The 24,132-nt window shown below is 55.1% G+C and carries 24 protein-coding genes; 10 read left to right on the forward strand and 14 right to left on the reverse strand.

Going from position 1 to position 24,132, the window contains the following annotated elements:
- Positions 1-134 precede the first annotated feature (134 nt).
- Positions 135-374 (forward strand): DUF333 domain-containing protein, encoded by a 240-nt coding sequence (locus LINBF2_RS02655; protein WP_108402387.1) that lies wholly within the window; start codon positions 135-137, stop codon positions 372-374.
- Positions 375-425: 51 nt separating this feature from the next.
- Positions 426-1,097, forward strand: a complete 672-nt coding sequence (locus LINBF2_RS02660; RefSeq protein ID WP_104796410.1) for a hypothetical protein — start codon at positions 426-428, stop codon at positions 1,095-1,097.
- A gap of 22 nt (positions 1,098-1,119) precedes the next feature.
- Here LINBF2_RS02660 and LINBF2_RS02665 read toward each other — a convergent pair whose 3' ends face one another.
- Positions 1,120-2,034: a LysR family transcriptional regulator gene (locus LINBF2_RS02665; RefSeq protein WP_108402388.1), complete on the reverse strand. Its 915-nt coding sequence runs from the start codon at positions 2,032-2,034 to the stop codon at positions 1,120-1,122.
- A 95-nt stretch (positions 2,035-2,129) separates the two neighbouring features.
- Between LINBF2_RS02665 and LINBF2_RS02670 the strand changes: the two genes are divergently transcribed.
- From LINBF2_RS02670 to ttdB, 3 genes are read left to right on the forward strand one after another with little or no spacing between them, the layout of a single operon-like run.
- Positions 2,130-3,098 carry a tripartite tricarboxylate transporter substrate binding protein gene (locus LINBF2_RS02670; protein ID WP_281890209.1) on the forward strand — a complete coding sequence of 323 codons (969 nt, stop codon included), beginning with the start codon at positions 2,130-2,132 and terminating at the stop codon, positions 3,096-3,098.
- Positions 3,099-3,128: 30 nt separating this feature from the next.
- Complete coding sequence (gene ttdA / locus LINBF2_RS02675) at positions 3,129-4,028, forward strand: L(+)-tartrate dehydratase subunit alpha (RefSeq protein ID WP_104796407.1); 900 nt, start codon at positions 3,129-3,131, stop codon at positions 4,026-4,028.
- Positions 4,025-4,633 carry a L(+)-tartrate dehydratase subunit beta gene (ttdB, locus tag LINBF2_RS02680; RefSeq protein ID WP_104796406.1) on the forward strand — a complete coding sequence of 203 codons (609 nt, stop codon included), beginning with the start codon at positions 4,025-4,027 and terminating at the stop codon, positions 4,631-4,633. Before ttdA ends, ttdB begins: the two co-directional genes overlap by 4 nt.
- A 46-nt stretch (positions 4,634-4,679) precedes the next feature.
- Here ttdB and LINBF2_RS02685 read toward each other — a convergent pair whose 3' ends face one another.
- Genes LINBF2_RS02685 through LINBF2_RS02695 form a run of 3 tightly spaced genes read right to left on the reverse strand, consistent with a single transcriptional unit; the run spans position 4,680 to position 7,456 of the window.
- The gene (locus tag LINBF2_RS02685; RefSeq protein WP_281890212.1) at positions 4,680-5,684 is read right to left on the reverse strand and encodes a tripartite tricarboxylate transporter substrate binding protein; all 1,005 of its coding nucleotides are present in this window, start codon (positions 5,682-5,684) and stop codon (positions 4,680-4,682) included.
- 17 nt (positions 5,685-5,701) lie between these two features.
- Positions 5,702-6,700: a tripartite tricarboxylate transporter substrate binding protein gene (locus LINBF2_RS02690; RefSeq protein ID WP_281890214.1), complete on the reverse strand. Its 999-nt coding sequence runs from the start codon at positions 6,698-6,700 to the stop codon at positions 5,702-5,704.
- A 15-nt stretch (positions 6,701-6,715) separates the two neighbouring features.
- On the reverse strand, positions 6,716-7,456 hold the full coding sequence (locus tag LINBF2_RS02695; protein WP_281890216.1) for a GntR family transcriptional regulator: 741 nt from the start codon (positions 7,454-7,456) through the stop codon (positions 6,716-6,718).
- A 37-nt stretch (positions 7,457-7,493) separates the two neighbouring features.
- Between LINBF2_RS02695 and LINBF2_RS02700 the strand changes: the two genes are divergently transcribed.
- Together LINBF2_RS02700 and LINBF2_RS02705 are read left to right on the forward strand one after the other, a co-directional pair.
- Positions 7,494-8,303, forward strand: a complete 810-nt coding sequence (locus LINBF2_RS02700) for an amidohydrolase family protein (RefSeq protein ID WP_281890218.1) — start codon at positions 7,494-7,496, stop codon at positions 8,301-8,303.
- 31 nt (positions 8,304-8,334) lie between these two features.
- The gene (locus LINBF2_RS02705; protein WP_348773714.1) at positions 8,335-9,309 is read left to right on the forward strand and encodes a tripartite tricarboxylate transporter substrate binding protein; all 975 of its coding nucleotides are present in this window, start codon (positions 8,335-8,337) and stop codon (positions 9,307-9,309) included.
- On the opposite strand, the gene LINBF2_RS02710 is transcribed toward LINBF2_RS02705, so the two are convergent.
- Together LINBF2_RS02710 and LINBF2_RS02715 are read right to left on the reverse strand one after the other, a co-directional pair.
- Complete coding sequence (locus LINBF2_RS02710) at positions 9,306-12,380, reverse strand: CusA/CzcA family heavy metal efflux RND transporter (protein WP_281890221.1); 3,075 nt, start codon at positions 12,378-12,380, stop codon at positions 9,306-9,308. The two genes, LINBF2_RS02705 and LINBF2_RS02710, sit on opposite strands and share 4 nt — an antisense overlap.
- Complete coding sequence (locus tag LINBF2_RS02715; protein WP_281890223.1) at positions 12,377-13,606, reverse strand: efflux RND transporter periplasmic adaptor subunit; 1,230 nt, start codon at positions 13,604-13,606, stop codon at positions 12,377-12,379. The genes LINBF2_RS02710 and LINBF2_RS02715 overlap by 4 nt, the downstream gene beginning before the upstream one ends.
- A 63-nt stretch (positions 13,607-13,669) precedes the next feature.
- Between LINBF2_RS02715 and LINBF2_RS02720 the strand changes: the two genes are divergently transcribed.
- Both LINBF2_RS02720 and LINBF2_RS02725 read left to right on the forward strand, forming a co-directional pair.
- Positions 13,670-14,359: a response regulator transcription factor gene (locus LINBF2_RS02720; RefSeq protein ID WP_281890225.1), complete on the forward strand. Its 690-nt coding sequence runs from the start codon at positions 13,670-13,672 to the stop codon at positions 14,357-14,359.
- Positions 14,356-15,756 (forward strand): sensor histidine kinase, encoded by a 1,401-nt coding sequence (locus LINBF2_RS02725; RefSeq protein WP_281890227.1) that lies wholly within the window; start codon positions 14,356-14,358, stop codon positions 15,754-15,756. Before LINBF2_RS02720 ends, LINBF2_RS02725 begins: the two co-directional genes overlap by 4 nt.
- Before the next feature lie 23 nt (positions 15,757-15,779).
- On the opposite strand, the gene LINBF2_RS02730 is transcribed toward LINBF2_RS02725, so the two are convergent.
- Positions 15,780-16,568: an energy transducer TonB gene (locus LINBF2_RS02730; RefSeq protein WP_281890229.1), complete on the reverse strand. Its 789-nt coding sequence runs from the start codon at positions 16,566-16,568 to the stop codon at positions 15,780-15,782.
- Between the two features lie 105 nt (positions 16,569-16,673).
- Here LINBF2_RS02730 and LINBF2_RS02735 point away from each other — a divergent pair, with 105 nt between their 5' ends.
- On the forward strand, positions 16,674-17,285 hold the full coding sequence (locus LINBF2_RS02735; protein ID WP_281890231.1) for a class I SAM-dependent methyltransferase: 612 nt from the start codon (positions 16,674-16,676) through the stop codon (positions 17,283-17,285).
- A 75-nt stretch (positions 17,286-17,360) separates the two neighbouring features.
- Here the strand turns inward: LINBF2_RS02735 and LINBF2_RS02740 are convergent, their stop codons facing one another.
- From LINBF2_RS02740 to LINBF2_RS02770, 7 genes are all read right to left on the reverse strand, one after another.
- On the reverse strand, positions 17,361-17,975 hold the full coding sequence (locus tag LINBF2_RS02740; protein ID WP_104796396.1) for a flavin reductase family protein: 615 nt from the start codon (positions 17,973-17,975) through the stop codon (positions 17,361-17,363).
- Between the two features lie 57 nt (positions 17,976-18,032).
- Positions 18,033-19,625 carry an ion transporter gene (locus LINBF2_RS02745; protein ID WP_281890234.1) on the reverse strand — a complete coding sequence of 531 codons (1,593 nt, stop codon included), beginning with the start codon at positions 19,623-19,625 and terminating at the stop codon, positions 18,033-18,035.
- Positions 19,626-19,690: 65 nt separating this feature from the next.
- On the reverse strand, positions 19,691-20,263 hold the full coding sequence (locus LINBF2_RS02750) for a DUF4337 domain-containing protein (RefSeq protein WP_281890236.1): 573 nt from the start codon (positions 20,261-20,263) through the stop codon (positions 19,691-19,693).
- A 12-nt stretch (positions 20,264-20,275) separates the two neighbouring features.
- Positions 20,276-20,485 carry a hypothetical protein gene (locus tag LINBF2_RS02755; protein WP_104796393.1) on the reverse strand — a complete coding sequence of 70 codons (210 nt, stop codon included), beginning with the start codon at positions 20,483-20,485 and terminating at the stop codon, positions 20,276-20,278.
- Between the two features lie 18 nt (positions 20,486-20,503).
- Positions 20,504-21,460, reverse strand: a complete 957-nt coding sequence (locus LINBF2_RS02760) for an ion transporter (protein ID WP_281890239.1) — start codon at positions 21,458-21,460, stop codon at positions 20,504-20,506.
- Between the two features lie 8 nt (positions 21,461-21,468).
- Complete coding sequence (locus LINBF2_RS02765) at positions 21,469-22,380, reverse strand: ion transporter (RefSeq protein WP_281890241.1); 912 nt, start codon at positions 22,378-22,380, stop codon at positions 21,469-21,471.
- A gap of 108 nt (positions 22,381-22,488) precedes the next feature.
- The gene (locus LINBF2_RS02770) at positions 22,489-24,132 is read right to left on the reverse strand and encodes an ion transporter (protein WP_281890243.1); all 1,644 of its coding nucleotides are present in this window, start codon (positions 24,130-24,132) and stop codon (positions 22,489-22,491) included.

Raw genomic sequence — 24,132 nt, forward strand, 5'->3', positions numbered from 1 at the left:
GGGGCTAAATATTTGCGTAAGTCAGTGAGCATACTGGATGGCTGGGCGCAAACCATGAGCCTGCTAACCGTCTATATATCGACACAATAGAATTAACTTAAATTGAATAAACGAATACATAACGGTTAATTGACATGCATCTGCCGCAAATTGCCACCCTCTGCGCCATCGCCCTAGCCAGCTGCGCCTGCTCACCGTCTGACAAGCCCCATGTTCCCGTCGCCGAAATGGCCAACCCCGCGTCGGTCAACTGCATCAACGCAGGCGGCAAGCTGATCATCAAACGCACCCCGCAAGGCGAATTTGGCATGTGCCAATTGCCCTCGGGCAAGGTGTGCGAGGAGTGGGCTTTGTTTCGGGGTGAGTGCTCTTAATTTACGTTCAATTTTTAGAAATTACATTGTTGATTCAGAAGGACTTTTTAAATGCCCCAAACAACAGCTTGTGTTGCAAAGGAACTTGCGCGTCTGAGCACGGATTGCTCTTTTTTGTTGACGCATTTGATACGTCAAAACGACGATAAGAATGATGATGAAGCTAAAAAAATTCTTTCTTCGATTCTCGATTTCGTTGGGGCTCATCAAAAACCTCTGCTGAAAGCATCGAATTCAGGTTGGTACAGCGCAGCAGCCCCGAAGATTTTTAATCCAGTAACCAGAACATTCAATGGTTCAAGTCATACCAAGGCTGTGTGCTTTACTGAAAGTACCCTTTCAGGGTTGAAAGCGCATCGGGACATGTTTAATGCTAAATACGGTATTGCATTTGATAGAGATTTGCTCTTTTCAAAAGGGGCAAATCCATGTCTCAACATTCGCGAATCTTTGCTAAAGAAGAGTTTCGTTTGTAATGAAGAGGTTTATGCACGATTTGTGTACAACTTCATTCCAGTTGAGCTGCACCCATTTGTAAACATCATTCATGATGGTTTTGATGCAACTCATGAAAGAGAGTGGCGTGTACCGAACGACTTATCTTTCGAATTGTGTGAGGTTCTTTTTATTTTTTGCCCAGCTGATGAGTTTGAGTATTTTTCAAAAATTCAGTCGGCAGCTCAACCTATTCTTTTTGATTTGGCTTGGCTTGACCGTGTGTGACTTTTTAAAATCAAAGAGTTTTTCAGCGCTTAAACGCCGCCGCTACAAAATCAATCAAGGCCTTCACCCGCACCGAGGTGCGGTGGCGTTCGGCGTAGATGGCATAGATGTCGGCATCGGGGCTGTTGTAGCTGGGTAGCAGCTGCACCAGTTTGCCTGACTGCACATATTTCTCTACATCCCATTGCGCGCGCAGCAGCACGCCGTGGCCGTCGAGTGCCCAGTTCAACGCCACACCGCCATCGTTGGTGGTGAGGTTGCCGCGAATTTTCACGCTCTCGGTTTGTTGCTCTTTGGCTTTGCCCTTGGCGGTGGTGAAGCGCCACAGGCCATAGGCTTCGTCGCCTTGGCGTATGCCAATGCAGTTGTGCTTCACCAACTCCGACGGTGTTTTGGGTGTGCCAAATTTTTTCAAGTACGCAGGCGAGGCCACCACCACGCGTTGGTTGGCCGCAATGAAGCGCGCAATCGAGCGCGAGTCAGGCGGGTTGCCAAAGCGAAAGCAAATGTCAAATGCATCGTCGCCACTGGGCGGTGGGTTGACCGAGAGCTGTAACTGCACATCCACCTTGGGGTGCAGGCGCGTGAACTGCGAGATGAGTGGCGCAATGTGGCTGCGGCCAAAACCCAGTGTGGCGTTCACGCGCAGCAGGCCTTGCGGTGCAGCGGTGGCACCCAGCAAGTGGGTTTCAAGACCTTCGATGTCGCCCATGATTTTGCGGGCGTAGTCCAAATACACCTCACCCTCGGGCGTGAGGCCCATGCGCCGTGTGGTGCGGTTGACCAAGGGAATACCTAAGCGCGATTCCATCAACCCCAAGTGGCGGCTGACCGCTGCGGTAGAAATGCCTTGCTCGCGCGCCGCTGCGCTGAGCGAGCCTGCGTTGGCCAACGCGATGAAAAAGCCTAAGTCGGCAGGGCTAATGAGTTTTGTCATATCTTTAGCTTTAGGTTAACAATACTTTGAATATAGCGCTGAACTTTTACCCTTCAAATATTTACAGTTGTTTCCATCAAATAAAGGAGACAACCATGTTGAACACATTTAAAAAACAAATTTTGGTTGCCGCTATGTGCGGCATAGCAGGTTTGGCGCAAGCCCAAGCGTGGCCCACCAAGACCATCACCATCGTTGTGCCGTTCCCACCGGGTGGCACTACGGACGTACTGGCCCGTGCGGTATCCACCAAGCTTTCGGCGAATTTGGGTCAGACCGTCATCGTTGAAAACAAGCCCGGTGCAGGTGCCACTTTGGGGGCTGCACAAGTGGCCAAGGCCAATGCGGATGGCTACACCTTGCTGATGGGCGCGGTGCACCACACCATTGCCACCAGTGTGTACAAGGGCCTGACCTACAACTTCGACAAAGACTTCGCACCCATTACTACCGTGGCCTTGGTGCCCAACGTGTTGGTGGTCAATGCCAAGTCGCCTTACAACAGTGTGAAAGACCTCGTCGCCGCAGGTAAGGCCACGCCTGATAAGTTGGCCTATGGCTCTAACGGCAACGGTACTGCGCAGCACATGATTGGCACACAATTTCAAGTTGTTTCGGGTGCTCAAATTTTGCATGTGCCCTACAAAGGCAGCGCGCCGTTGACAACCGACTTGTTGGGTGGTCAAGTAGACATGTCGTTTGACACTGTCACACCTGTGTTGCCCTTCATCAAAGAAGGTAAGTTGAAACCGTTGGCTGTGACCACTGCCAAGCGTTCTTCCACGTTGCCCAATGTGCCAACGTTGCAAGAGGCGGGTGTGCCTGGCATTGCCATTGGCACATGGTTTGGCTTGCTTGCGCCTGCAGCTACCCCTAAAGATGTGGTGACCAAACTCAACGCAGAAGTGGTAAAGATCATCCACACGCCCGAGTTTAAAAAGCAAATGTTGGACATCGGCGCAGAGCCCATCGGCAACAAGCCAGACGAGATGGCCAAACAAATCAAAGAAGAAACCGAAAAGTTTGCTGGCTTAGTCAAAGCAGGCAAGGTCACGCTCGACTGAGCGCCCACCCATTTACCAAAGGAGTTCCCCGTGAACAAAGAAACAGCAGTAGCAGACCTGACCCATGTGATGGCGAAGTTCACGTCATACATCGGCAAGCGCTTGCCCACCGACGTGACCGAAAAGCTGGGTGAGTTGCGTGAGAAAGAAGTCAACTTCTTGGCCAAAGAGGTGTACGAGTCCATGCGTCAAAACCAAGACGCCGCCGACAAGTTAGACCGCCCGAGCTGCCAAGACACCGGCGTCATTCAATACTTCCTCACCGCAGGTTCTAACTTTCCATTGTTGGGTGAGCTGGAAGAAATTTTGTTGGGCGCCACACAAGGCGCTACCAAAGACGGCCCACTGCGCCACAACGCGGTGGAGACCTTTGTCGAGAAAAACACAGGCACCAACACCGGTTCAAAAATTCCATGGCTCGATTGGGAAATCGTGCCTGGTGACGACAGCGTCATCATCGATGTGTACATGGCAGGTGGCGGTTGCACCTTGCCGGGTGCCGCCAAAGTGTTGATGCCCGGCCAAGGCTACGAAGGTGTGGCCGAGTTTGTGTTTGACGTCATCACCTCACGCGGTGTGAATGCGTGCCCACCTTTGTTGGTGGGTGTGGGTGTGTCCACCTCGGCTGAAACGGCGGCACGTTTGTCGAAGAAAGCCATTCTTCGCCCCGTGACCTCGCGCCACAGCAACGACAACGCCGCCTTGATGGAAGAGCTGTTGACCGATGGTTTGAACGAATTGGGTTTAGGCCCTCAAGGCCTGACGGGTAACAACAGTGTGATGGGCGTGAACATCGAGTCATCTGCTCGTCACCCATCGACCATTGGTGTGGCGGTGTCCACCGGTTGCTGGGCGCACCGTCGCGGCAAGATCAAGATCAATGCCGACATGTCTTACGAAATCATTTCGCACAAAGGATTCACGCTGTGAAGAAAATTCTCACCACCCCCATCAAAGACGAAGATCTTGAATCGTTGAACATCGGTGACGTGGTGTACCTCACAGGTACGCTGGTCACTTGCCGAGATGTGGCGCACCGCCGATTGATTGAGCTGGGCCGCGAGCTGCCCGTCAACTTAGAAGGCGGTGCGATTTTTCATGCGGGCCCCATCGTGCGCCAAAAAGAAAATGGCGAATACGAAATGGTGTCGATTGGTCCCACCACCAGCATGCGCATGGAAAAGTTTGAAAAAGAATTCATCAAACGTACCGGCGTCAAACTGATTGTGGGCAAAGGCGGCATGGGCCCTGAAACACAAGCAGGTTGCATGGAGAACAAAGCCGTGCATGCCATCTTCCCAGGCGGCTGCGCCGTGTTAGCTGCAACACAAGTTGAGAAGATTGAAGCCGCTGAGTGGACGGACCTGGGCATGCCCGAAACCTTGTGGGTCAACCGCGTGAAAGAGTTTGGCCCCTTGATCATCTCGATTGACACCAAAGGTAAAAACTTGATTGAAGAAAACAAAGCGGTGTTCAACGAAAAGAAGAAACCGATTCTTGAGCGCATCAACCAACAAATTCGCTTCATCAAATAAGCGAATTCACAGCCAAAGAAAAATCCACCCTAGGGTGGATTTTTTGTTAAACGCCTTCAGGCTTGATCTGCGCCCGTGCAATCACAGGCTTCCAACGCGCTTGTTCGAGTTTGATGAAAGCTTCAAACTCGACACGCGTGTTGCCTACGGCCAGTGCGGTGTCTTGGCTGAGTTTGTCATTCACGATCTTGCTGCGCGCAGCGGCAATAGCTTCTTTCTCTAACTTGTCGATGTTGGCTTTGGCCATTTTGCTAGGGGCCATCAGGCCGTACCACTGCGTCATCTCAAAGCCCTTAAAGCCTTGCTCAGCCACGGTGGGCACATCGGGCAACTGAGGCAAACGTGTGCTGGTGCCCGTGGCAATGCAACGCAGCTTGCCCGCTTTGATGAATTGCAGCAGCGCTGGTGCGCCGACAGCAGCTGCATCTAAGCGGCCCGCCATCAGGTCGGTCAACATGGGTCCTGTACCGCGGTAGGGCACGTGCAAGATGAAGGTGTCTGACACCATCTTGAGGTATTCAAACGCCAAGTGGCCCGCGCTGCCGTTGCCTGCAGAGCCGTAGTTGAGTTTGCCTGGGTTGGCTTTGGCGTAAGCCACAAACTCTTTGAGGTTCTTCACGGGCAAGTCTGGGTGCACCACATACAAGCTGGGTACTTTAGAAATTAACGTGATGGGCGTGAAGTCTTTCGCTGGGTCATACGACAGCTTAGGAAAGATATAGGGGTTCACAGCCAAGGTGCCAATGTGGCCCAAGATGAGGGTGTGCTCGTCGGTCGAGTTGGCCACTTCTTGCATGGCAATGTTGCCAGCCGCGCCGGGTTTGTTGTCCACAAACACGCTTTGACCGATCGTCTTGCCCATCTCGCCAGCCAAGGCGCGTGCCACGATTTCAGAGCTACCGCCCGGTGCGAAAGGCACAACCAAACGCAAAGGTTTGCTAGGCCATGCAGCTTGTGCTTGTGAGAAAGTGGGTGACAAAGCCAGCGCAGAAGCTGCGGTGCTGGCCAAGAGTTGGCGACGTGTGAGTGCGGATGTGTCGAAGTGGTTCACTGTTTTCTTTTCAGGGGTTATTCGGTGGTGATGCCACGTTCTTTGATCACGCGACTCCACTGGTTGATTTGTTGGTCGATGAATTTCTTGGTCTCATCGGGTGAACCTTTTTGAATGTCGCCACCCAGTTGTGCCACACGTGCTTTCACCTCGGGTGACTCCAGCGCTTGTTGAAACGCCGCAGCCAGTTTTGCCACCACAGGTTCGGGGGTGTTGGCAGGTGCGAACACGGCATTCCACTCGTAAATTTCAGCGCCTTTCAAACCTGCTTCTGCCAAGGTGGGTACCTCGGGCAAGATGGGTGAGCGCTTGGCGGATGTCACCGCCAATGCTTTGAGCTTGCCTGATTGCACGTGTTGCAAGGTCGATGCGAGGTTGCCAAAGAACAAAGGCACTTGGCCACCAATCACATCATTCAGTGCGGGGCCGCCACCTTTGTAGGGCACGTGCACCATGTCTACCTTGGCTGCCGATTCAAACAAAGCGCCTGCCAAGTGTTGGGCCGATCCATTGCCCGATGAGGCATACGACACTGCGTCTTTTGTCTTGCGTGCAGCAGCAGTTAACTCGGCAATATTTTTGGCAGGGAAGTTGGCATTGACCAACACCACGTTGGGGAACAAGGCCACCACACCAATCGGCTTGAAGGCTTTGAGGCTGTCATACGGCAGCTTGGGGTACAGCGCTGGATTGGCTGAGAAAGAAGACGCATCCAACATCAAGGTGTAGCCATCGGGTGCAGCTTTGGCCACGGCCGATGCGCCAATTTGTCCGCTGGCACCCGGTTTGTTTTCGATGATGACGGCTTGACCCAGTGCTTCACCCATCTTGGGGGCAATCAAACGCGCCATGGCATCTGCACCACCGCCAGGTGGGTAGGTGACCACCAAGGTGATAGGTTTGTTCGGGAATGCGCCTTGCGCCATGGCTGCAGGTGCAAACGTGCACAGTGCGAGGGAAGCCAAAGCAAGCACCTTGAGTGCATTGCGGCGAAGGTGAGGTGTGTGAGGGGTCATCTGTTGTCTCCTGTTTTATTGCAACTGTGCGGTGTACTTGAATGAGAAGGCGTCGCCACGCGTGGTGCGCAGTTCAACGCAACGTCCGGCCATGTCAAACGCATGGCGTTCCACCAGCACGCAGGGGTGCGCGGGGGCGAGCTTGAGGCGTTTGGCTTGGGTGGCGTTGAGCTGTGAAAAGCTCAAGCTGTCTTGTGTTTTTTGAATCACCACGCCGCAGCGTTGTTGAAACATGGGGTAGAGCAAGTCGTCCCACGCATCCGTGTCGGAATCCACCAACTTGCCAAACAGCGGCAGTGGCAACACGATGGTTTCTAGTAAGCAGGGTTCGTTGCCGATGCTGCGCAGGCGTTCGAGTTGCAGCACCTGCGCTGCTTTTGCGATGCCAAAAGCATTGGCTTCTTGTGTGGTGGCCGTGCGCAGGCGGCTAGACAAAATGCGTGACTGTGGGGCTTCGCTGCTGGCGTCGTCCACGCCTCGAAAGCGAAAGAAACGCATCATCGATGCGCCATCCACGCCTTTGGTGACAAAGGTGCCTTTGCCGTGACGGCGTTGCAGCACGCCGTCTTCCACCAGTAGGGCCAGTGCTTGGCGAATGGTGCCCAGTGCCACACCGTAACTTTGCGCCAAACTGGATTCAGCAGGAATCACCTCGCCTGGCGTCCATTCGCCTTGCACGATGCGATCGCGCAAGGCCAGTGCCAATTTGCCATAACGGCTTTGACCAGGTGTGTGAGATAGAAGTGTGGTGTTCATGCGTAAACTAGACATCTAGAGGACTAGAATGTACACCATGAATAAAAAACAGTCAAAGAATTGGGTAGACACCCACTTTCATGTGTTTCATGCAGGTGTGGCTGTGAAAGGTGCGCGCTACGTGCCGCCATACAACGCCGCGCTGCAAGACTGGATGGCGCTTGCGCAAGGCGTGGGTGTGACACGCGGTGTTTGGGTGCAGCCCAGCTTTTTAGGCGTCGACAACAGCCTGATGGTGAGCGCCCTCAAAACGCACTCGGATGTTTTGCGTGGTGTGGCTGTGGTGGCTGCCACCGCAGATGTCGAAGTGTTAGAGGCTTTGCATGCGGTGGGTGTGCGGGGGCTGCGTTTGAATTTGGCAGGCATCTCGCATGACATACCCGAGTGGACACAGGCTGAACCTGTGTGGCACACGATGCGCCAACTGGGTTGGCATCTTGAAGTGCATACCGATCAAGGCGGCTTACCCAAGGTGTTGGCGCAGTTGCCAACCGACATGCCACTGGTGGTGGATCACATGGGCAAACCCAACGAAGCACACGCAATGGATGCCAGCGTGGCTGCTTTGATTGCCCGTACGAAACATGTGCCCACCTATGTCAAGCTCAGTGGCGCATACCGCCTAGGCGGCGTAGATGCTTTAAATCTTGCTCGTATTTGGTTGCACGAACTCGGACCTTCGGCTTTGCTTTGGGGGAGTGATTGGCCTTGCACCAACCATGAGCAACTGGCGAGTTACCCGGACTTATTTGCTTCGCTTGAAACCTGGGTTGGCCACGAGCACCTGGACCAAGTGCTGTCACATAACCCACAGCGTTTGTATTGGTCTGATGCTGTACCGTTGTAGCATCTGTGCGCATAACACTTGGAGTTGGATGATGAAACGATCGACGTTTTTAATAGCGCTCGCCACCTTGGCCGCTTCGACTGCATGGGCCGAGCCAACGTATCCCAGCAAGCCAATTCGCATCATCGTGCCGTTCACGCCTGGTGGCAGCCCTGATGTGTTGGCGCGCACCATCGGCCAAAAAATTACTGAGAGCACGGGTGCGGCCGTGGTGATTGAAAACGTGCCAGGTGCTGGCGGCACTATCGGTGCGGACCGCGCGTCTAAGGCCGCCCCCGACGGCTACACCTTGTTGATGGGCCATGTCGGCACTTTGGCTGTTGCACCCTCGGTATATCCCAACTTGCCTTATGACCCTGTGAAGTCTTTTGCCCCGGTGGCTTGGGTGGCCAAGGTACCTAACGTGTTGGCCATTCATCCATCAGTGCCAGCTAACAACGTGACCGAGTTGGTGAAGTACCTCAAAGCCAATCCAGGCAAAGTCAATTACGGCTCGGGTGGCAATGGCAGTGCCGCGCATTTGGCGATGGAATATTTCAAACTGTCGACCCAAACCTTTGTGGTGCATGTGCCCTACAGAGGCACCGCACCGTCGGTGACCGATGCCGTGGCCGGACAAATTCAAATGGTGTTCACGGGTGCGCCCGCGTTGGTTCCGATGGTGAAGGCCGGCAAGCTGCGTGCCATTGCCGTGTCGAGCCCCAAACGTTTGGATTTATTGCCCGATGTGCCCACGTTGGCTGAGTCAGGCGTGAAAGGTTTGGAGGGGTTCGAGGCCGACCAATGGTATGGCTTGGTGGCGCCCGCGGGCACTCCTACAGCCGTGGTGCAAAAACTCAACCAAGTCGTCAACGCCAATTTGTCTACGCCTGAAATGGTGGTCCGACTCAAGACCGAAGGTGCAACGGCAACGCCGACAACGCCCGAGGCGTTTGGCCAACTGATTCAGCGCGAGATCAAGCGTTGGCGACCTGTGGTGTTGAACGCCAAGATCACGGCGGACTAAGCTGTTGTTTCTTTTTTAGGTGTGGAGAACCACGCCACATACAGGGCTGGCAACACCACCAGCGTCAGCAGTGTGGCCGTGACCAAGCCACCAATTACCACAATGGCCAAGGGGCGTTGGGTCTCAGACCCAATGTCTCGGCTCAGTGCCATGGGCAGCAAGCCTAGCGCGGCCAACATGGCGGTCATCAGCACCGTGCGCAGGCGCTGCAGTGCACCTTCTTTCACAGCATCCAGCACGGTGTAGCCTGCATTACGCAGCTGCTGAAACACCGACAACATCACCACACCATTCAGCACCGCTTGGCCCGACAGCGCGATGAAGCCAATGGCCGCAGACACCGACAGCGGAATGTTGAAAATCCACAGCGCCACAAAACCGCCAATCAAAGCCAAAGGCACGTTGATCAAAATCAGACCTGCGGTTTTGAACGAGCTGAACGCATCAAACAGCAACACAAAGATCAGCAAGAGCGAGATGGGCACCACCACGGCTAAGCGTTGCATGGCGCGTTCTTGGTTTTCAAATTCGCCCGACCAGGTGAGTGCGTAGTTGCGGGGGATTTCCACCTTCTTGGCCACGGCGTCTTTCATGTCGGCCACGATCGAGCCCATGTCTCGGCCCTTGATGAATATGCCAATCGCCATGGTGCGGCGGCCCGCTTCACGTGCGATGTTCATCGCGCCACTGCTTTCGCGAATGGTGGCCACGCTGCTGAGTGGTGTGCTGCCGCCGTTGGGCGTAGGGATCAAGATGCTGTCGAGGTTGACCATGGCACGTCGCTGTTCAGACAAACGCACCGCCACAGTGAAGCGGCGTTCGCCTTCCCACAGGTTGGTGGTGGCTTTGCCGGCTAACGCGGTTTCAATCACGTCTTCAATGTCACCCACGTTCAGGCCAAGTCGTGCGGCGCGTTCACGGTCAATGTCGATCAAGAGCTGAGGCAGTTCACCTTGGCGGTCAATCTCAGCGCGGTAGACGCCGCGCACATGGCGCACTTCTTTTTCCACCGCCTCGGTGGTGTGGCGCAGCACATCCAAGTCGTCGCCAGAAATCTTGATGACGATCTGGCCATCAATTTGCGAAATCGATTCGAGCACGTTGTCGCGAATCGGCTGTGAGAACGTGGGCTGCATGCCGGGCAACACCGACACGGCGTGGTCCATGTCTTCAATCAGTTGTTCACGCGTCAGGCCTTTGCGCCATTGCTCGGGTGGTTTCACATCTACAAACACCTCGGCCATGCTGATGGTTTTGGGGTCTGTGCCGTCTTCGGGTTGGCCCGCTTTCGACACGGTGGTGCGCACTTCGGGCACGGTCATCAAAGCCTTGCGCACGTTGTGCAAAGTTTTGGCTGCTTCGTCGTTCGAGATGCTGGCAGGCAAACGCACGTTCACCCAAATCGTTCCTTCGTTCAACTCAGGCAAAAACTCAGAGCCCAGTTGTGAGGCCACCAACATGGAGAGTAAGAAGCCCGACACAGCCATGGTCACCACTTTGCGTGGCTGCGCGATAGACCAATTCAAAACAGGTTCGTACACGCGCTTGGCCCAAGCCACCACCGCGTTGTCGCCGTGGGGAATGCCTTTGCGCAACATCCAATATGCCAACAAAGGCACAAGGGTGAGCGAGAAAATCAGCGAGCCCACCAGCGCGGTGGTGACCGACAAAGCCATAGGCTGGAAGATGCGGCCTTCGTGGCGTTGCAGCGCAAAGATAGGAATGTGCGCTGCGATGATGATGAGCATCGAGAACAACGTAGGACGGCCCACTTCGTTGGTGGCTTCGGTGATGAGGGTGCGACGTTCTTTCTCGTTCATGCCTTCGCCACGTTCGGCCAAGCGGTGCATGATGTTTTCCACCACGATCACCGCGCCGTCCACGATGATGCCAAAGTCCATCGCGCCCAAGCTCAGCAAGTTGGCAGGCACGCCCATGATCTTCAGGCCCATGAAGGTGGCCAGCAGCGACAGCGGAATGACCACCACCACAGCCAACGATGCGCGCATGTTCGACAAGAACAAGTAGAGCACCAGTGCCACCAGCAATGCGCCTTCGACCAAGTTTTTAAACACGGTGGTGAGGGTCTTGCCCATCAACCAACTGCGGTCATAAAACGGCACGATCTGCACGCCCGCAGGCAACACGCGTGCGTTCAAATCTTCAATGCGTTCTTTCACGCCTTTCAACACCACGCTGGGGTTTTCGCCTTTGCGCATGATGATGATGCCGGTCACCACGTCGTCGTCCATGTCCTGACCCACGGTGCCCAAGCGGGGCACTGCCCCGATGGTGACGTGTGCCACATCGCGCACAAGGATGGGCGTGTTGCCACGCGCAGTCACCACCACGCGACCAATGTCATCGGCCGAGTGCAGCAAGCCCAAACCACGGATGGCGTATTGCTGTACGCCTTGCGTCACATAGCTGCCGCCTGCGTTGCTGTTGCCACGGCCCAAGGCCTCAGACAAGTCTTGCAGCGTGAGCTTGAACTGGCTGAGCTTTTGCAGGTCGGGCTGCACTTCGTATTGTTTGATGAAGCCGCCCATGGCCACCACATCGGCCACGCCCGGCACTTGGCGCATGCTGCGCTCCACAGTCCAGTCTTGCAGGGTGCGCAGCTCGGTGGTGCTCAGGCCGTCGCCACGCAGGCGGTAGCGCATGATCTCACCCACAGGTGTGGCGTTGGGCGCAATTTGCGCTTCCACACCTTCTGGGAGCTGAATGCCGCGCAAGCGTTCGTTCACTTGTTGACGCACCAAGTTGACCTCGGCGTTGTCGTTGTACGTGACCACGGTGAACGACAAACCAAACTGCGTGTGCGAGAACACACGAATCGAATTAGGCAAACCCGCCAGCGCCACTTCGATGGGCAGGGTGACTTGCTTCTCCACCTCTTCAGCCGCACGGCCGGGGTAGAGCGAGATGACCGTCACTTGCGTGTCGGTCACATCAGGAAAAGCTTCGACCGATAAGTTCTTGAACGCAAACACGCCCGCCATGACAAACAGCAGCGTGCCCAGCAAGATGAAAAGCGGCTGGTTGAGCGCGTAATGAATCAGGCGCTTCATTTGGGCTCTGCCGGTTTGTGTGCGTTTTCTTGGGCAATGCGGAACTCGCGTGCCAACAGCAAGCCGTTGTCTTTGACGATTTGTTCACCCGCTTGCACGCCTTCGACGATCAGCACCTCTTTGATGCCTTCGTAGCCCAGCTTCACGCGGCGGGGTTCATACACACCGGCTTCGGTTTGCACATAAGTCCAGTGCTCGTTGCCGCGCAACTGCACGGCGCTAGAAGGCACCAATACGCCAGTGGCCAGTTTGCGCTGAATGCGAGCCGTGCCTAGCATTTCGGCCTTGAGCAAACGCTTGGCGTTGTCAATCACGGCACGCACTTTGATGGCGCGGGTGGCGCTGTCAATGAAGTCGCCCGTGGCGGCGATCTTGGCTTCAAAGCTTTGGTCGGGGTAGTTGGGCAGGGTCAATGAAATTTTGGTGCCCGGCTGCAGCGAGGCAATGTCTGCTTCGCGGGCATCAATTTGCACCCACAGCACGCTGGGGTCGCTCACCACAAACAGGGCGGGGTTGCCGGGGCCACCTTGGTCGGGGCGCACTTCTTGGCCCGCACTGAGGTTGCGCTCGACCACCACGCCTTTGACGGTGGCAGCGAGGCCCAGTTGTTGGTTCACGTTCTGGGCGCTGCCATACATGCGGGTGCGGGCTTGGGCGCGGGCCAGTTCGGCGCGGGCACGCAGGGCTTCGGCTTCGGTGCTGTCGAGTTCTTTGCGCGAAATTACATCGGCTTCAAACAAGGTTTGGTGGCGTGCCAGCGCACGGTCGGCCACTTGGGCATCGGCCATGGCTTTGGCAGTGTCGGCTTGGGCTGCACCAAACTCGGGCGAGGCGAGGGTGGCCAGCACTTGCCCTGCGTTCACGCTTTGGCCAATGTCGGCATTCAGGCTCAGCACGCGGCCCGCAAACGCGGGGTAGATGCGCTGGGTGCGTTCTTCGTTCCACACCAAGCGGGCAGGCAGCTCGATGGTGATGCTTTCAGCGGCTTTGGCCGCTACTGTGCCCAGCAGCGCAATTTGTGGATGGCCTGCAGGAAAGCGTAGCTGCTCGCCTTGCACGATGGGTTCGGGTGTGGGTGGTTTGGCTGTGGGGGTGGGGTTGAGCACGGTATAGGCCAACACGGCGATGGCCAATGCACTGCCCCCCGCGATGATGCGTTTGGTGGGCGTGTTGAAAAGGGCGGCGGCTTGGCGCAGGGGCGCTTGCAGGTTCTGTCGTATGCTCATGCCACGTTTATCGTTGACCGTGGCTGACCAGCCCCTGACTTAACTTTTACATCTGTCACCCTTGTGCGAATCTTGTTGATTGAAGACGATGCCGTGCTGCAAGCGGTCATGCTGCGCAGCCTAGGCGATGCGGGCCACCGCGTGGACGCCGCCAGCCATTTGGAAGAAGCTGCACACTTTTGGCAAGTGCAGGCCTATGACGCCGTGCTGCTGGACCTCAACCTGCCTTTGAACGGTCAAGCCCACGCGGCACAAGGCAGCGGTCTGCAGCTCCTGCGCGAAGCACGTGCGCGTGGTGACCGCACACCCGTGCTGGTGCTGACGGCGCGCAACCGCACCGACGAACGCATAGCCGGTCTAGATGCCGGCGCTGACGACTATCTGGGCAAGCCCTTTGATTTAGAAGAAGTGGAAGCCCGCCTGCGTGCCCTAGTGCGTCGCACGCAAGGTGTGGACGACGAGGTGCAAGTGGGCCAACTGCGCCTGCACCGCAAGCTGCGCCGCATCTTTGTGAATGACGCCGATTTGGCTTTACCCGCCAGAGAGTTTGAGGTGCTGTGCGAGCTCATGACGCCACCGGGTCGCGCGGTTAGCAAGCGCGTGTTGTCTGACAAGCTGTCTGGCTTTGATGAAGCTTTGGGCGACAACGCACTCGAAGCTTTTATTTCTCGCTTGCGCAAAAAGCTGGCTGACAGTGGTGCGTGCATTCGCACCCTGCGCGGTATCGGCTATGTTTTAGAAGAACAGCCATGAGTCAGACCCAAAGCAAACCCTCGTTGCGCAACCGGCTGCTGCGCCATGTGTTGATTCCACTCGCCGTCACTTGGCTGGTGGGCACGGCTTTGGTGGTGGGCATTGCCTCGTACTTTGCGCAGCAGGCGTTTGACCGTGCTTTGTTAGACGATGCTTATTTGGTGGCCAGCCATGTGCGCCGGGCCAATGACGCCAGCGGTGGTGGCCTAGAACTGAGCCTATCTGCGCAAGAGATGAGCACCGTGCTGTTTGACCAAAGCGAAACTTTGTATTTTGCGGTGCTGCGCCCAGATGGCTCGCTGTTGGCAGGGCACCCAGGGCTGCGGCCCACACGGCTGCAAGAAGACTTGAAGCCCATGTTTGATGCGTTGGATTACCAAGGCCGCACACTGCGCAGCGTGACGGTGCACCGCCAACAACCGGCAGATTTTTATGTGGTGATGGCGCAAACCACGGCCAGCCGCGACAGCTTGTTGCAACGCTTGCTGACTTTCTCGGTCATTCCCCAAGTGCTGTTGTTGGGTTTGTTGGCTGCGTGGTTGTACCGCGCGATTGAAGAAGATTTGGTGCCCCTAGCTGAGCTAGAAACGGCAGTGGGTCAACGTGACGTGCGCGACCTCACACCTGTGCCCGTGACCGCCACCACCCACGATGTGCAGCGCTTGGGCCAAGCCATCAATGCGCTGTTGGGTCGCATTGCCTTTAGCGTGCAAGCGCAGCGCGAGTTCTCGGGCAATGTGGCGCACGAGCTGCGCACACCGTTGGCAGGCATTCGCGCCTTGGCCGACTACGGCCTCCGCCACACCGACCCACAGGTGTGGCACGAGCAGCTGCACGGCATTGCTAAAAGCCAAGAGCGAGCTAGCCATTTGGTCGACCAGCTGCTGGCGCTGGCCTTGGCAGATGAAGCGCATCAAGATTTAGAAAAAACTGCGGTGTCATTAGATGCACTCGTGGGCGAAGCCGTGCTGCGGTATTTGCCCAAGGCCGATGCCACAGGTGTGGACCTCGGTGCCAAAGGCATTGACCATGCGGTGGTCGTGCAGGGCAATGCGGCGCTGATAGAAGGCATCTTGAACAACCTCATCGATAACGCGCTGCGCTATGGCCGTGCACACAACGGCGAGAGCCACATCACCGTTGCGGTCGAGACGACGCCTTATAGCGTGGTGCTGTCGGTCACTGACAACGGCGCGGGTGTACCGCCCGACAAGCTGCAGCAAATCAGCCAGCGTTGGGTGCAAGGCGCAGCGGGCGAGACGCTCAAAGCGGGCGTGGGTTTGGGCTTGGCGATTGTGGGCACCTATGCCAAACTGCTGAGCGCGCGTGTTGCCCTTGCTGCTGCGCAGCCGCATGGCTTGTGTGTGCATGTGACGTTTGACAAGTCGTCGCTGTAGCGTGGCCCTTATGCACTCTTCTCTCAGCGTCCCGTTTTAGAACTGCCCCATTGGTCCATCACGCGTTGGTCACGCGCCATCTCAGCTTCGATGGAGTCTTTCGGTAATTGCCTCAAGCACTCTTCCATGGCCTTTGCATCTAGTTTGGGCTGCGGGGGTTCGCTATGAGTTTTGGTTTGCTCAGATTTGCCGTCCCACGCGAACGGATTTTTAAATGACGGTGTGTCTGGCAGGCAGTCGTCTTTGTAGCTTGGCGCACCATCTGATGCGAATGGCGAAAACGAAATTGTTTTTTCAAAAATCAGGGGCTTGCCAGTGGGTGTAGGGGGCAAGGGCGGCATGTTTTGAATCGCTTGGCGCGCCAGTTTTTCTGCGAGTGCCGAGGTGCTCCACAAAGTATCCAGTTGAGCCAGCGTGCCGTTGGGCGCTATTTCGATGCGAAAGCGCACTTCACCCTGATCGGGGCCCTCCACCGCTGTGCCCATCATGCTGCGCACTTGTTGGCCCCAGCTGTGACGATAGCCTTTGCTGTTTTTATTGGTGTACTGAGCGGCAAATGCCCACTCTTCAGCGGTAGGCGCTGAGGGGGCCGACAGGGTGGCAGGTGTTTTTTCGGTTTTGGCGTGGGTCGTGTCGGCATCCATGGTCGACATGGTTTGCTCGATCTGTGGTGCAGCGCTAGGTGGTGGCTCGGCTTTGATGAAAAACACCTCGGCTTCTAGCTCTTGCACCTTGGCAGTTTGTCTGACGCCAAACAAATGTTGGCTCGCGCCAATGATCACCACCACGTGTAACGCGATGGCGACAGTCAAAAATATCAGGCGTTGTGGGCCGCTTAGCAAGCGCGTGGGCACGGGTTGTTAAATAAGTAGGATCTAATATTATTGACCAATATTATTTTTGAATAGGAGTGCACCATGCACCCATCTGACCATTGGGAAAACGTCTATCGCAACAAGTCATTTGATGCGGTGAGTTGGTATGCACCTCACTTGGGCGAGTCGCTGCGTTTGATTCAAGAGTTATGCCCCGACGCCAACGCCTCCATCATTGACATTGGTGGTGGCGAGTCCACTTTGGTGGATGACCTGCTGCATCGCCAATACGTCGATGTGTCGGTGTTAGACATCTCGTCCACAGCGATTGACTTCACACGCCAACGTCTTGGGCCGCTTGCTCAAGAGGTGACGTGGCATGTGGGCGACATCACGCAACACGACTTTGGTGACCAGCGGTTTGATTTATGGCACGACAGGGCCGTGTTTCATTTCCTGACAGACCCAGCCGCCAGACAGGCCTATGTGGAATTGGTTCGGCGTTCTGTGAGGCCAGGCGGCTATGTGTTGATGGCGACGTTTGGACCTGACGGCCCTTTGCAGTGCAGTGGTTTAGATGTGGTGCGCTACGACGATCAAAGTTTGCATCATGAGTTTGGGGAAGGCTTCCAGATGATGGGAAGCCAGCTAGCCGAACACAACACCCCTATGGGAACACGCCAACAGTTTTTGTATTGCTGGTGTAGGGCTTAAAAATAGTTAGACGATGAGAAATGCAAATGAGTCGCCAAGCAAGTGCTGCGCATGCTGTGAGCTGAGATGTCAGCCTCAGGCGGGTGGCCGTGACATCTTGAACAGCTGCTCTGGCCCAATGCTGAAGTAATCAGCCGGACCGCCGCCACGCAAAATGTGGCCCGCGTTGGCGGTGTCGTACACACCGTCTTTGAGCAAGTGGCTGGCAATGTGCACACCGACCACTTCACCCAGCACCAACCATGTGGGCACTTTTTGTTTGTCCAGTCCTTCGAGTTGAATGATTTGCGTGCTGCGGCATTCAAACGACACAGGGCTGTCGGCCACACGCGGCACATCCACCACGCGTGAGGGCGCGGTCTTCAAACCGGCCAATTCAAACTCATTCACCTCGGGGCCCACAGGCGCGCAGGTTTGGTTCATAGCTTCGGCTAAAGGGCGCGTGACCAGGTTCCACACAAACATGCCGTTTTCTTGCACGTTGCGCAAAGAGTCTTTGGGGCCGGTGCTAGAAAAACCAATGATGGGTGGGATGTAGTTGAACGCGGTGAAGAAACTGTAAGGGGCAAGATTCAACACGCCGTCATTACTGACGGTCGAGACCCAGCCAATGGGCCGAGGGCCAACAATGGCGTTGAAGGGGTCGTGGGGCAGGCCGTGGCCGTTTTTGGGTTCGTAAAAATGTGTCATGGGTGTACGGTAAACGCAAACCTGCACCCCTGCTGTCGCAGGGTTAACTCATGACACTCAGCTCGGCTTTTTATCCAACAGGTTCAGCACCGCCAACGCAGCTGTTGCATCCCCTGTGGTGTGGGTCAGGCTCTGGCGCAGTGTGTCGGTGCCCGTGGCTTGGGCAATCAAATCCAGCTGCGCGACCAGGAGGTTGAACTGAGCCGCTGCGAGTTGAGGGTGTGCTTTGGCGTCGAGTATCAAACCATTGGCTTGGGTGAGTTGTTCGGTGGCTTTGGCTTCAAATTCGGCCTTGGCTTCTGCAGTGAGTCGCTTGACTTCTTCATGCGACAAGTGCAAACGCTCAGCTTCGGCCACGATGAGTTCGCGTTCAGCGCCATCGAGCATGCCATCTTCAAAAGCCATCATCAAGCGGTGCTTGAAGGCATCGCGGTCAATGCGCAATTGGTCAGTGAAGGCCGATGCCAGCAAGCCTGCTGGGATGGCAAAAATACCAATGCCCAGCAACGCCAGCACCACGGTAAGTGCGCGGCCCATGGGAGTGATGGGCGAGATGTCGCCATAGCCCACCGAGGCCAGTGTGACCACGGCCCAATAAATGGATTGGGGAATGTTCTCGAACTTGTCGGGTTGTGCAGGGTGCTCAAACAAGTAACCCAAGCTGGCGGTGAGCACCACCAATAGCATCATCACGAACACCGAGGCAAAGATGATTTGCCACTCGCGCAGCACCACTTTGTAAAGCGTTTCCATGGCCGAGGTGTAGCGCGTGAGTTTGAGCATGCGCATCAAGCGGAAGACCCGCAAAAAACGCAAATCCAAATGCTGGCTGAACAAACTCTCGAGGATGAACGGCAAGATGGTGAACAAGTCGATGATGGCTTGCCCCGTGCGCACATGGGCCCAATGCGGCATGCGCAGGTGCTTGTATTTCGGGTTTTCTGGCGCTGAGTAAACGCGTGCAATGTATTCGAGGGTGAAGATGGTGAACGCAATCACGTCAATCACCATGAACTCGGTGGCGAACAAGGCGTGCACAGACGCCACGGTCTCAAACACCACACAGGTGATGGACAAGGCAATCCAAAACACGATGAAGTTGTCGATGTAGGTGTGTAAGCGACCCGAGTGGCCGGTGGGCTCCAACATGGCAAACACTTTGGCACGCAAGCTGCGTCCCGCATTGAGTTCTTGAAACTCATGCCACGCAGGAATGAGTTGGCGCGAGAGTTTGAACATTCGCGCCAGTCGCATGACTCGCAAAACGCGCAACATCTCCACGTCCACATCGACAAAGCGTGCGAAGTAGAACGGGGCAATGGCGATCAAATCGACCAACGCGTAAAAGCTGAATGCATAACGCAAACGCGGAAAAGACTTGCCCGCAAAGTCGGGGTTGACGTGGGCAGTGGCCACACGCAGCAGGTATTCCGCTGTGAAGATGCCCACAGTCACCACATCAAACCAATGAAACCATGCGGTGTGAGCGTTGTAAATCTCGGGTGTGTTTTCAATCAACACCGCGATGACGCTGGCGACGATGAGAAATCCAATGCTGCGCTCGACGACATGGTGAAAACCGTGTTTGAACTCTGGGTCAAACAACCACTTGTAGATCTTGGCAAGCAGCGAAGTGTGGGTGTGTGTCATGTGGGTCGTCATGGGTGTGATTTAAAAAGGCTCCAGTAGGAGCCTTTGAGTGGTGTGTGAGGGGCTTAGATCAAAAGCAAAAAGCCGTTGAGCGTTGAAAAAATGCCCAGGATACCTAGGGCGCATGGCACCCAGAACAGCACATGTGCGCCAGTCAGAATGGCCACCGAGGTCAGCACGATGGCAATTTGCAACAAGGCTTCTGCGTAGTCAAACCATGGGTCTTGGCGCAAAGCGATGTCGCGCTCGTGTTCATGCGCTTTGGCTTTTTCCATCAACTCTTTTTTGCCGTCGCCAGTCTCTGGCTCGGACTCATAGCGGGCGATGTTCTTTTCGTAGGCTTCGAGCTTTTTCTCAGCCAAAGCTTTGGCGGCAGACGAGAGCTTGTCGTTGGCAATTTGGATGCGCAATTCGTCAGCCGCAATTTTGTAGTCGGTCTGGCGGATGTTTTTGGCTTGGTAAAACGAATACGCGTTGGCTGCCAAGATGTTGTTGCTCATGCTTTCTTTGGCAGCGTTGTTACCACCTAAGCTGGCAATGGCCAAACACATGGCCAAGATGGACACCAACATGGCACAACGGGTGCGAAAGGGGTCGTTGCCGTGCTCTGGTAATTCGGTTTCTGGCACTTCACTCATGGTTTTTCCTTGTTATTCTTTGTGGTCGTCGGAATGCTTGTTTTTGCGTTTGGCAAAAATTTTATACAAAGCAAACACGGCCAACACCACGGCCACCACACACACCACCAATTCAGCGTTCGTTAATTTGTGGACAAACTGATCGACGTAGTCGTAGGTCGACAGCGGCGTGTAGACGTCGGGGTTCTCTTGTTTGTACTTTTGGTAGGCGCCGTTGTCCATGATGACCTTTGTTGGGAGTTACTTGGATTGCTTGTTGGCTTCTGAGATGTGTTTTTCTTCTTGCATCTGGTGTTTGATGGCTTCAACTTGCTCGTCAGACATCCCCAGCTTAGCTTGCATGATTTTAAGTTGAGCTTGCTCCTCTTCGGTGACAACACCATCGGACAGTACGGAACGAACTTCCATTTCATACAGGGCTTGACGGCGCTCCACCTGCGCGGTGTACGCCGTGGCCACCACACCGGTCAAGATGGCAGCCAAGGCGATGGACAAGATTTGGGTGAGGATGACCAACACCGTACCCACAAATGTCACGGGGTCTACGTTGCCCCAACCCGCAATGATGGTGATGACAAACCAGTGCATGGCCGCTGGAATGGATGGGAAGACATCAGGTTGCTCATGGCCTTCGATGATGTAGATCAGTGAAGAGAAAAGCAAGCAACTGATGAACAACAAGAACACGGCAGACGAAAAAGAGTCTCGCTCCGCCTTGACCGCAGCCACCATGTCTTCAAACGCGCTGTTGTAGCGAGAGAGCTTGAAAATTCGCATCAAGCGGAACATGCGCAGCACGCGCAAGTCGGCGCCTGGGAAAAGCAATTGCAAATAAAACGGCACGGTGCTGACAAAGTCGATGATGCCGTAGAAGCTGAACACATATTCTTTGCGGCCTTGCCATGCGGTGCCGCCACTGTGGAGGTACTTTTCGCTGTACGACCACACGCGCAAGATGAATTCGACAGAGAACACGGCCACGCTGAACACGTCAAAGGCATGGAACTCGTACATGAAGGCTTCATGGATCTCCGGCACGGATTCCAAGATGATGCCCACCACGTTGGCGACCACCAAGAGCGCGATGAAGATTTCGACGAAATGGCTGTACTTGTCGGGGACTTCACCTTCCATGATTTCGAAGGTGCGGCGCTTGATGCGCTGGTAAGTCGTGAGGTTAGCGGCTGCTGTGTTCATGGTGGCGCTCATTCATTCGATGAGGATTTATTTTTCGCGCGCAGCATCATGGCTTCGACCTGTTCATCGCTGAGGCGGTAGTGCGCTTGCAAGCGCTGCAGTGTTTGTTGTTCTTCTTCAGACATGTTGCCGTCTTTGAAGACTTCGCGCAGTTGCGCTTCAAACGCCGCCTTTTTACGCGCCACTTGGTTGGAGAAGGCCGAGGCCACGATACCGGTCATGATGGCGGCCATACACACCCCCAAGAAGCCGGTGATGAGCGCAATGGCTTCGCCGGCTTTGGTGGTGGGTTCGACGTTGCCGTAGCCAGATGTGATGGTGACGATCGCCCAATAGATGGAATGTGGAATCGTGCCAAAGAACTCTGGCTGGTGATGGCCTTCTGCGAAGTGCATCAACGAAGCTGACACGATGGTGGCAATGGTCAACAAAAACACCGCAGAACCAAACGCCTGACGTTCAGAATGGATGGCATGAAATAAGTCTTGCAGTGCGGTGTTGTATTTGGAGAGTTTCAAGATTCGCAGTAAGCGCAAGACGCGCAAGATACGCAAATCCAGTCCTGGCAAGAAGATGTGCATGTAGTAGGGCATGGTGGCAAAAAAGTCCACCAATCCGAACGGGCTGAGCATGTATTCGAAGCGACCTTTCCATGAGCCGCCATGCGCCTTGTCATATTTCGCACCCAAGGACCACACGCGTGAAATGTATTCACCCGTGAAGAACATGACGCTCCAGAACTCCAACTCGTGGAAGAAGTCTTTGAATTCAGCGTGAATTTCTGGGACGGAATCAAGAATCACTGCAGAACAGTTGACCAGTACCACCAGGGTGATGGCCCATTCGACGTAACGGCTGGCAGCGTGCTTGGGCGAGCCGTCCAATATTTCCATCAGTGTGTGTTTGGGGCCTGTTGTCATGGCGAAGGTCTAACGATATTGAATTTATAGGGCTTAATTGATAAGCGGTCACACAGCATGTGTGTGACCGCTTTTTTTAAGACTTGAGTCATCAAGCCAAGCGGCGTTTTAAGCCTTGCCTTGAATTTTTTGCCACAAGGCAAATTCGTTAGCAGACAGGCGATCGCCTTGTTGTGCAGCTTGGTCAAACTGTGCGGCATCCACTTGCACGCCGAGTTGTCGGATTTGGCCCAACAACACTTTGTAATGCTCCACAGCCAAGGCTGGGTTTTCAGCAATTTTGTGGATCGGCAGCGGGTTGCGCTCCTCGAGCTCGTGCTCTTTGATCACCACTTCAATCAACGCATTCACTTCTTCCACCGTCAAGTGCAAGCGCTTGGCTTCTGCACGGATGATGGCAGCCTCGGCTTCAGTGATGTGGCCGTCTTTCAGAATGCTGAACAGTTTGGCTTTCAACTGGTCGCGTTCTTTCACCAACTCGTCGCTGAAAGCTGAGGCCAGCAAAGCAGCGGGGATGGCGAAGATACCAATGCCCATCAGCGCCAAGATGCTGGTCATCGCGCGGCCCATCGGTGTGACAGGTGAAATGTCGCCATAGCCCACAGAGGCCAAGGTGATGACCGCCCAATAAATGGAGGTGGGGATGTTTTCAAACTTCTCTGGCTGCGCGTCGTACTCAAACAAATAGCCCAAGCTGGCGGTCAAGACCAACAGCAACATCATGATGAAGGTGGCCGCGCCCATGACAGGCCACTCACGCACCACCACTTTGACCAACACCGCAGTGGCATCGCTGCCGCGTGTGAGTTTGAGCAGTCGCGCCAAACGGAAGACTCGCAAGAAGCGCAAATCAAGGAGGTGATGCAAGAACACTTCTAAGAAGAAGGGCAAGATGGCCAAGAAGTCGATGAGTGTCGATGGCGATTTGGCTTGCTTGAAGCGGCCGATGATCGAACCTTTGTAGCCAGGCTCTTCCACACAAGCGTACATGCGCATGCAGTACTCCACGGTAAAGATGGCCACAGCCACGGCGTCCAAGATGACGAATTGCAAATGCAAGACGTAGTTGATGCCTTTGACCGATTCCAAGATCACGGCCAGCACAGACAAGATCACCCACACACCAATGAACACCTCAAAGATGTGTTGCATGGTGCCGCCGAATTCGCTTGGGAACACCAAGGCGTGCACTTTCTGACGAAAGGTGCGCCCTTTGTTGAGCTCTTTGAATTCAGCAATGGCAGGAATCAAGACGCGGAACAACTTCATGATTCGCAAGAGTCGCAGGAATCGCAACACGCGCAAGTCGATGGGAATGAAGGCTTGCAAGTAGAACGGTGCCACAGCCAAGAAGTCGATGATCGCAAAGGGGCTGGTCACAAAGCCCAAGCGTGCGTTCTTGCGGTTTTTGAACTCTTCGTCTTCAGGTGCGAGGTAAAAGCGCAGGGCGTATTCAATGGTGAACACGGCCACTGAGAAGATGTCAAAGCACTCAAACCAGACGCGGTACGGTTCGTACACCGCAGGAACGTGCTCGAACATCAAGGTGAACAAGTTGATGATGATCAGATAGCTGACCCATTTGTCCAATTCTTTTTGAAAGTTACCGGGGATGTTTGGATCGAGCAACCATGCGTAAAGCCACTTGCGCATGGGCAAGTTGCGGTCGATGTTGGCTTCTACGTCTTGGCCCAGAATGGCTTTGACGTCGAGGTCTTCGAGGAATTTGTCGTGTTTGGATGTTGTATTCAT

This window comes from Limnohabitans sp. TEGF004, from assembly GCF_027924965.1.
Classification (GTDB): Bacteria; Pseudomonadota; Gammaproteobacteria; order Burkholderiales; family Burkholderiaceae_C; genus Limnohabitans.

What these genes read in the sequence shown, in the direction of transcription:
- LINBF2_RS02655 (WP_108402387.1), top strand. Translation starts at nt 135, where the DNA reads ATGCATCTGCCGCAAATTGCCACCCTCTGCGCCATCGCCCTAGCCAGC.
- LINBF2_RS02660 (WP_104796410.1), top strand. Translation starts at nt 426, where the DNA reads ATGCCCCAAACAACAGCTTGTGTTGCAAAGGAACTTGCGCGTCTGAGC.
- LINBF2_RS02665 (WP_108402388.1), bottom strand. Translation starts at nt 2,034, where the DNA reads ATGACAAAACTCATTAGCCCTGCCGACTTAGGCTTTTTCATCGCGTTG.
- LINBF2_RS02670 (WP_281890209.1), top strand. Translation starts at nt 2,130, where the DNA reads ATGTTGAACACATTTAAAAAACAAATTTTGGTTGCCGCTATGTGCGGC.
- LINBF2_RS02690 (WP_281890214.1), bottom strand. Translation starts at nt 6,700, where the DNA reads ATGACCCCTCACACACCTCACCTTCGCCGCAATGCACTCAAGGTGCTT.
- LINBF2_RS02695 (WP_281890216.1), bottom strand. Translation starts at nt 7,456, where the DNA reads ATGAACACCACACTTCTATCTCACACACCTGGTCAAAGCCGTTATGGC.
- LINBF2_RS02700 (WP_281890218.1), top strand. Translation starts at nt 7,494, where the DNA reads ATGAATAAAAAACAGTCAAAGAATTGGGTAGACACCCACTTTCATGTG.
- LINBF2_RS02705 (WP_348773714.1), top strand. Translation starts at nt 8,335, where the DNA reads ATGAAACGATCGACGTTTTTAATAGCGCTCGCCACCTTGGCCGCTTCG.
- LINBF2_RS02710 (WP_281890221.1), bottom strand. Translation starts at nt 12,380, where the DNA reads ATGAAGCGCCTGATTCATTACGCGCTCAACCAGCCGCTTTTCATCTTG.
- LINBF2_RS02715 (WP_281890223.1), bottom strand. Translation starts at nt 13,606, where the DNA reads ATGAGCATACGACAGAACCTGCAAGCGCCCCTGCGCCAAGCCGCCGCC.
- LINBF2_RS02725 (WP_281890227.1), top strand. Translation starts at nt 14,356, where the DNA reads ATGAGTCAGACCCAAAGCAAACCCTCGTTGCGCAACCGGCTGCTGCGC.
- LINBF2_RS02735 (WP_281890231.1), top strand. Translation starts at nt 16,674, where the DNA reads ATGCACCCATCTGACCATTGGGAAAACGTCTATCGCAACAAGTCATTT.
- LINBF2_RS02740 (WP_104796396.1), bottom strand. Translation starts at nt 17,975, where the DNA reads ATGACACATTTTTACGAACCCAAAAACGGCCACGGCCTGCCCCACGAC.
- LINBF2_RS02745 (WP_281890234.1), bottom strand. Translation starts at nt 19,625, where the DNA reads ATGACACACACCCACACTTCGCTGCTTGCCAAGATCTACAAGTGGTTG.
- LINBF2_RS02750 (WP_281890236.1), bottom strand. Translation starts at nt 20,263, where the DNA reads ATGAGTGAAGTGCCAGAAACCGAATTACCAGAGCACGGCAACGACCCC.
- LINBF2_RS02755 (WP_104796393.1), bottom strand. Translation starts at nt 20,485, where the DNA reads ATGGACAACGGCGCCTACCAAAAGTACAAACAAGAGAACCCCGACGTC.
- LINBF2_RS02760 (WP_281890239.1), bottom strand. Translation starts at nt 21,460, where the DNA reads ATGAACACAGCAGCCGCTAACCTCACGACTTACCAGCGCATCAAGCGC.
- LINBF2_RS02765 (WP_281890241.1), bottom strand. Translation starts at nt 22,380, where the DNA reads ATGACAACAGGCCCCAAACACACACTGATGGAAATATTGGACGGCTCG.
- LINBF2_RS02770 (WP_281890243.1), bottom strand. Translation starts at nt 24,132, where the DNA reads ATGAATACAACATCCAAACACGACAAATTCCTCGAAGACCTCGACGTC.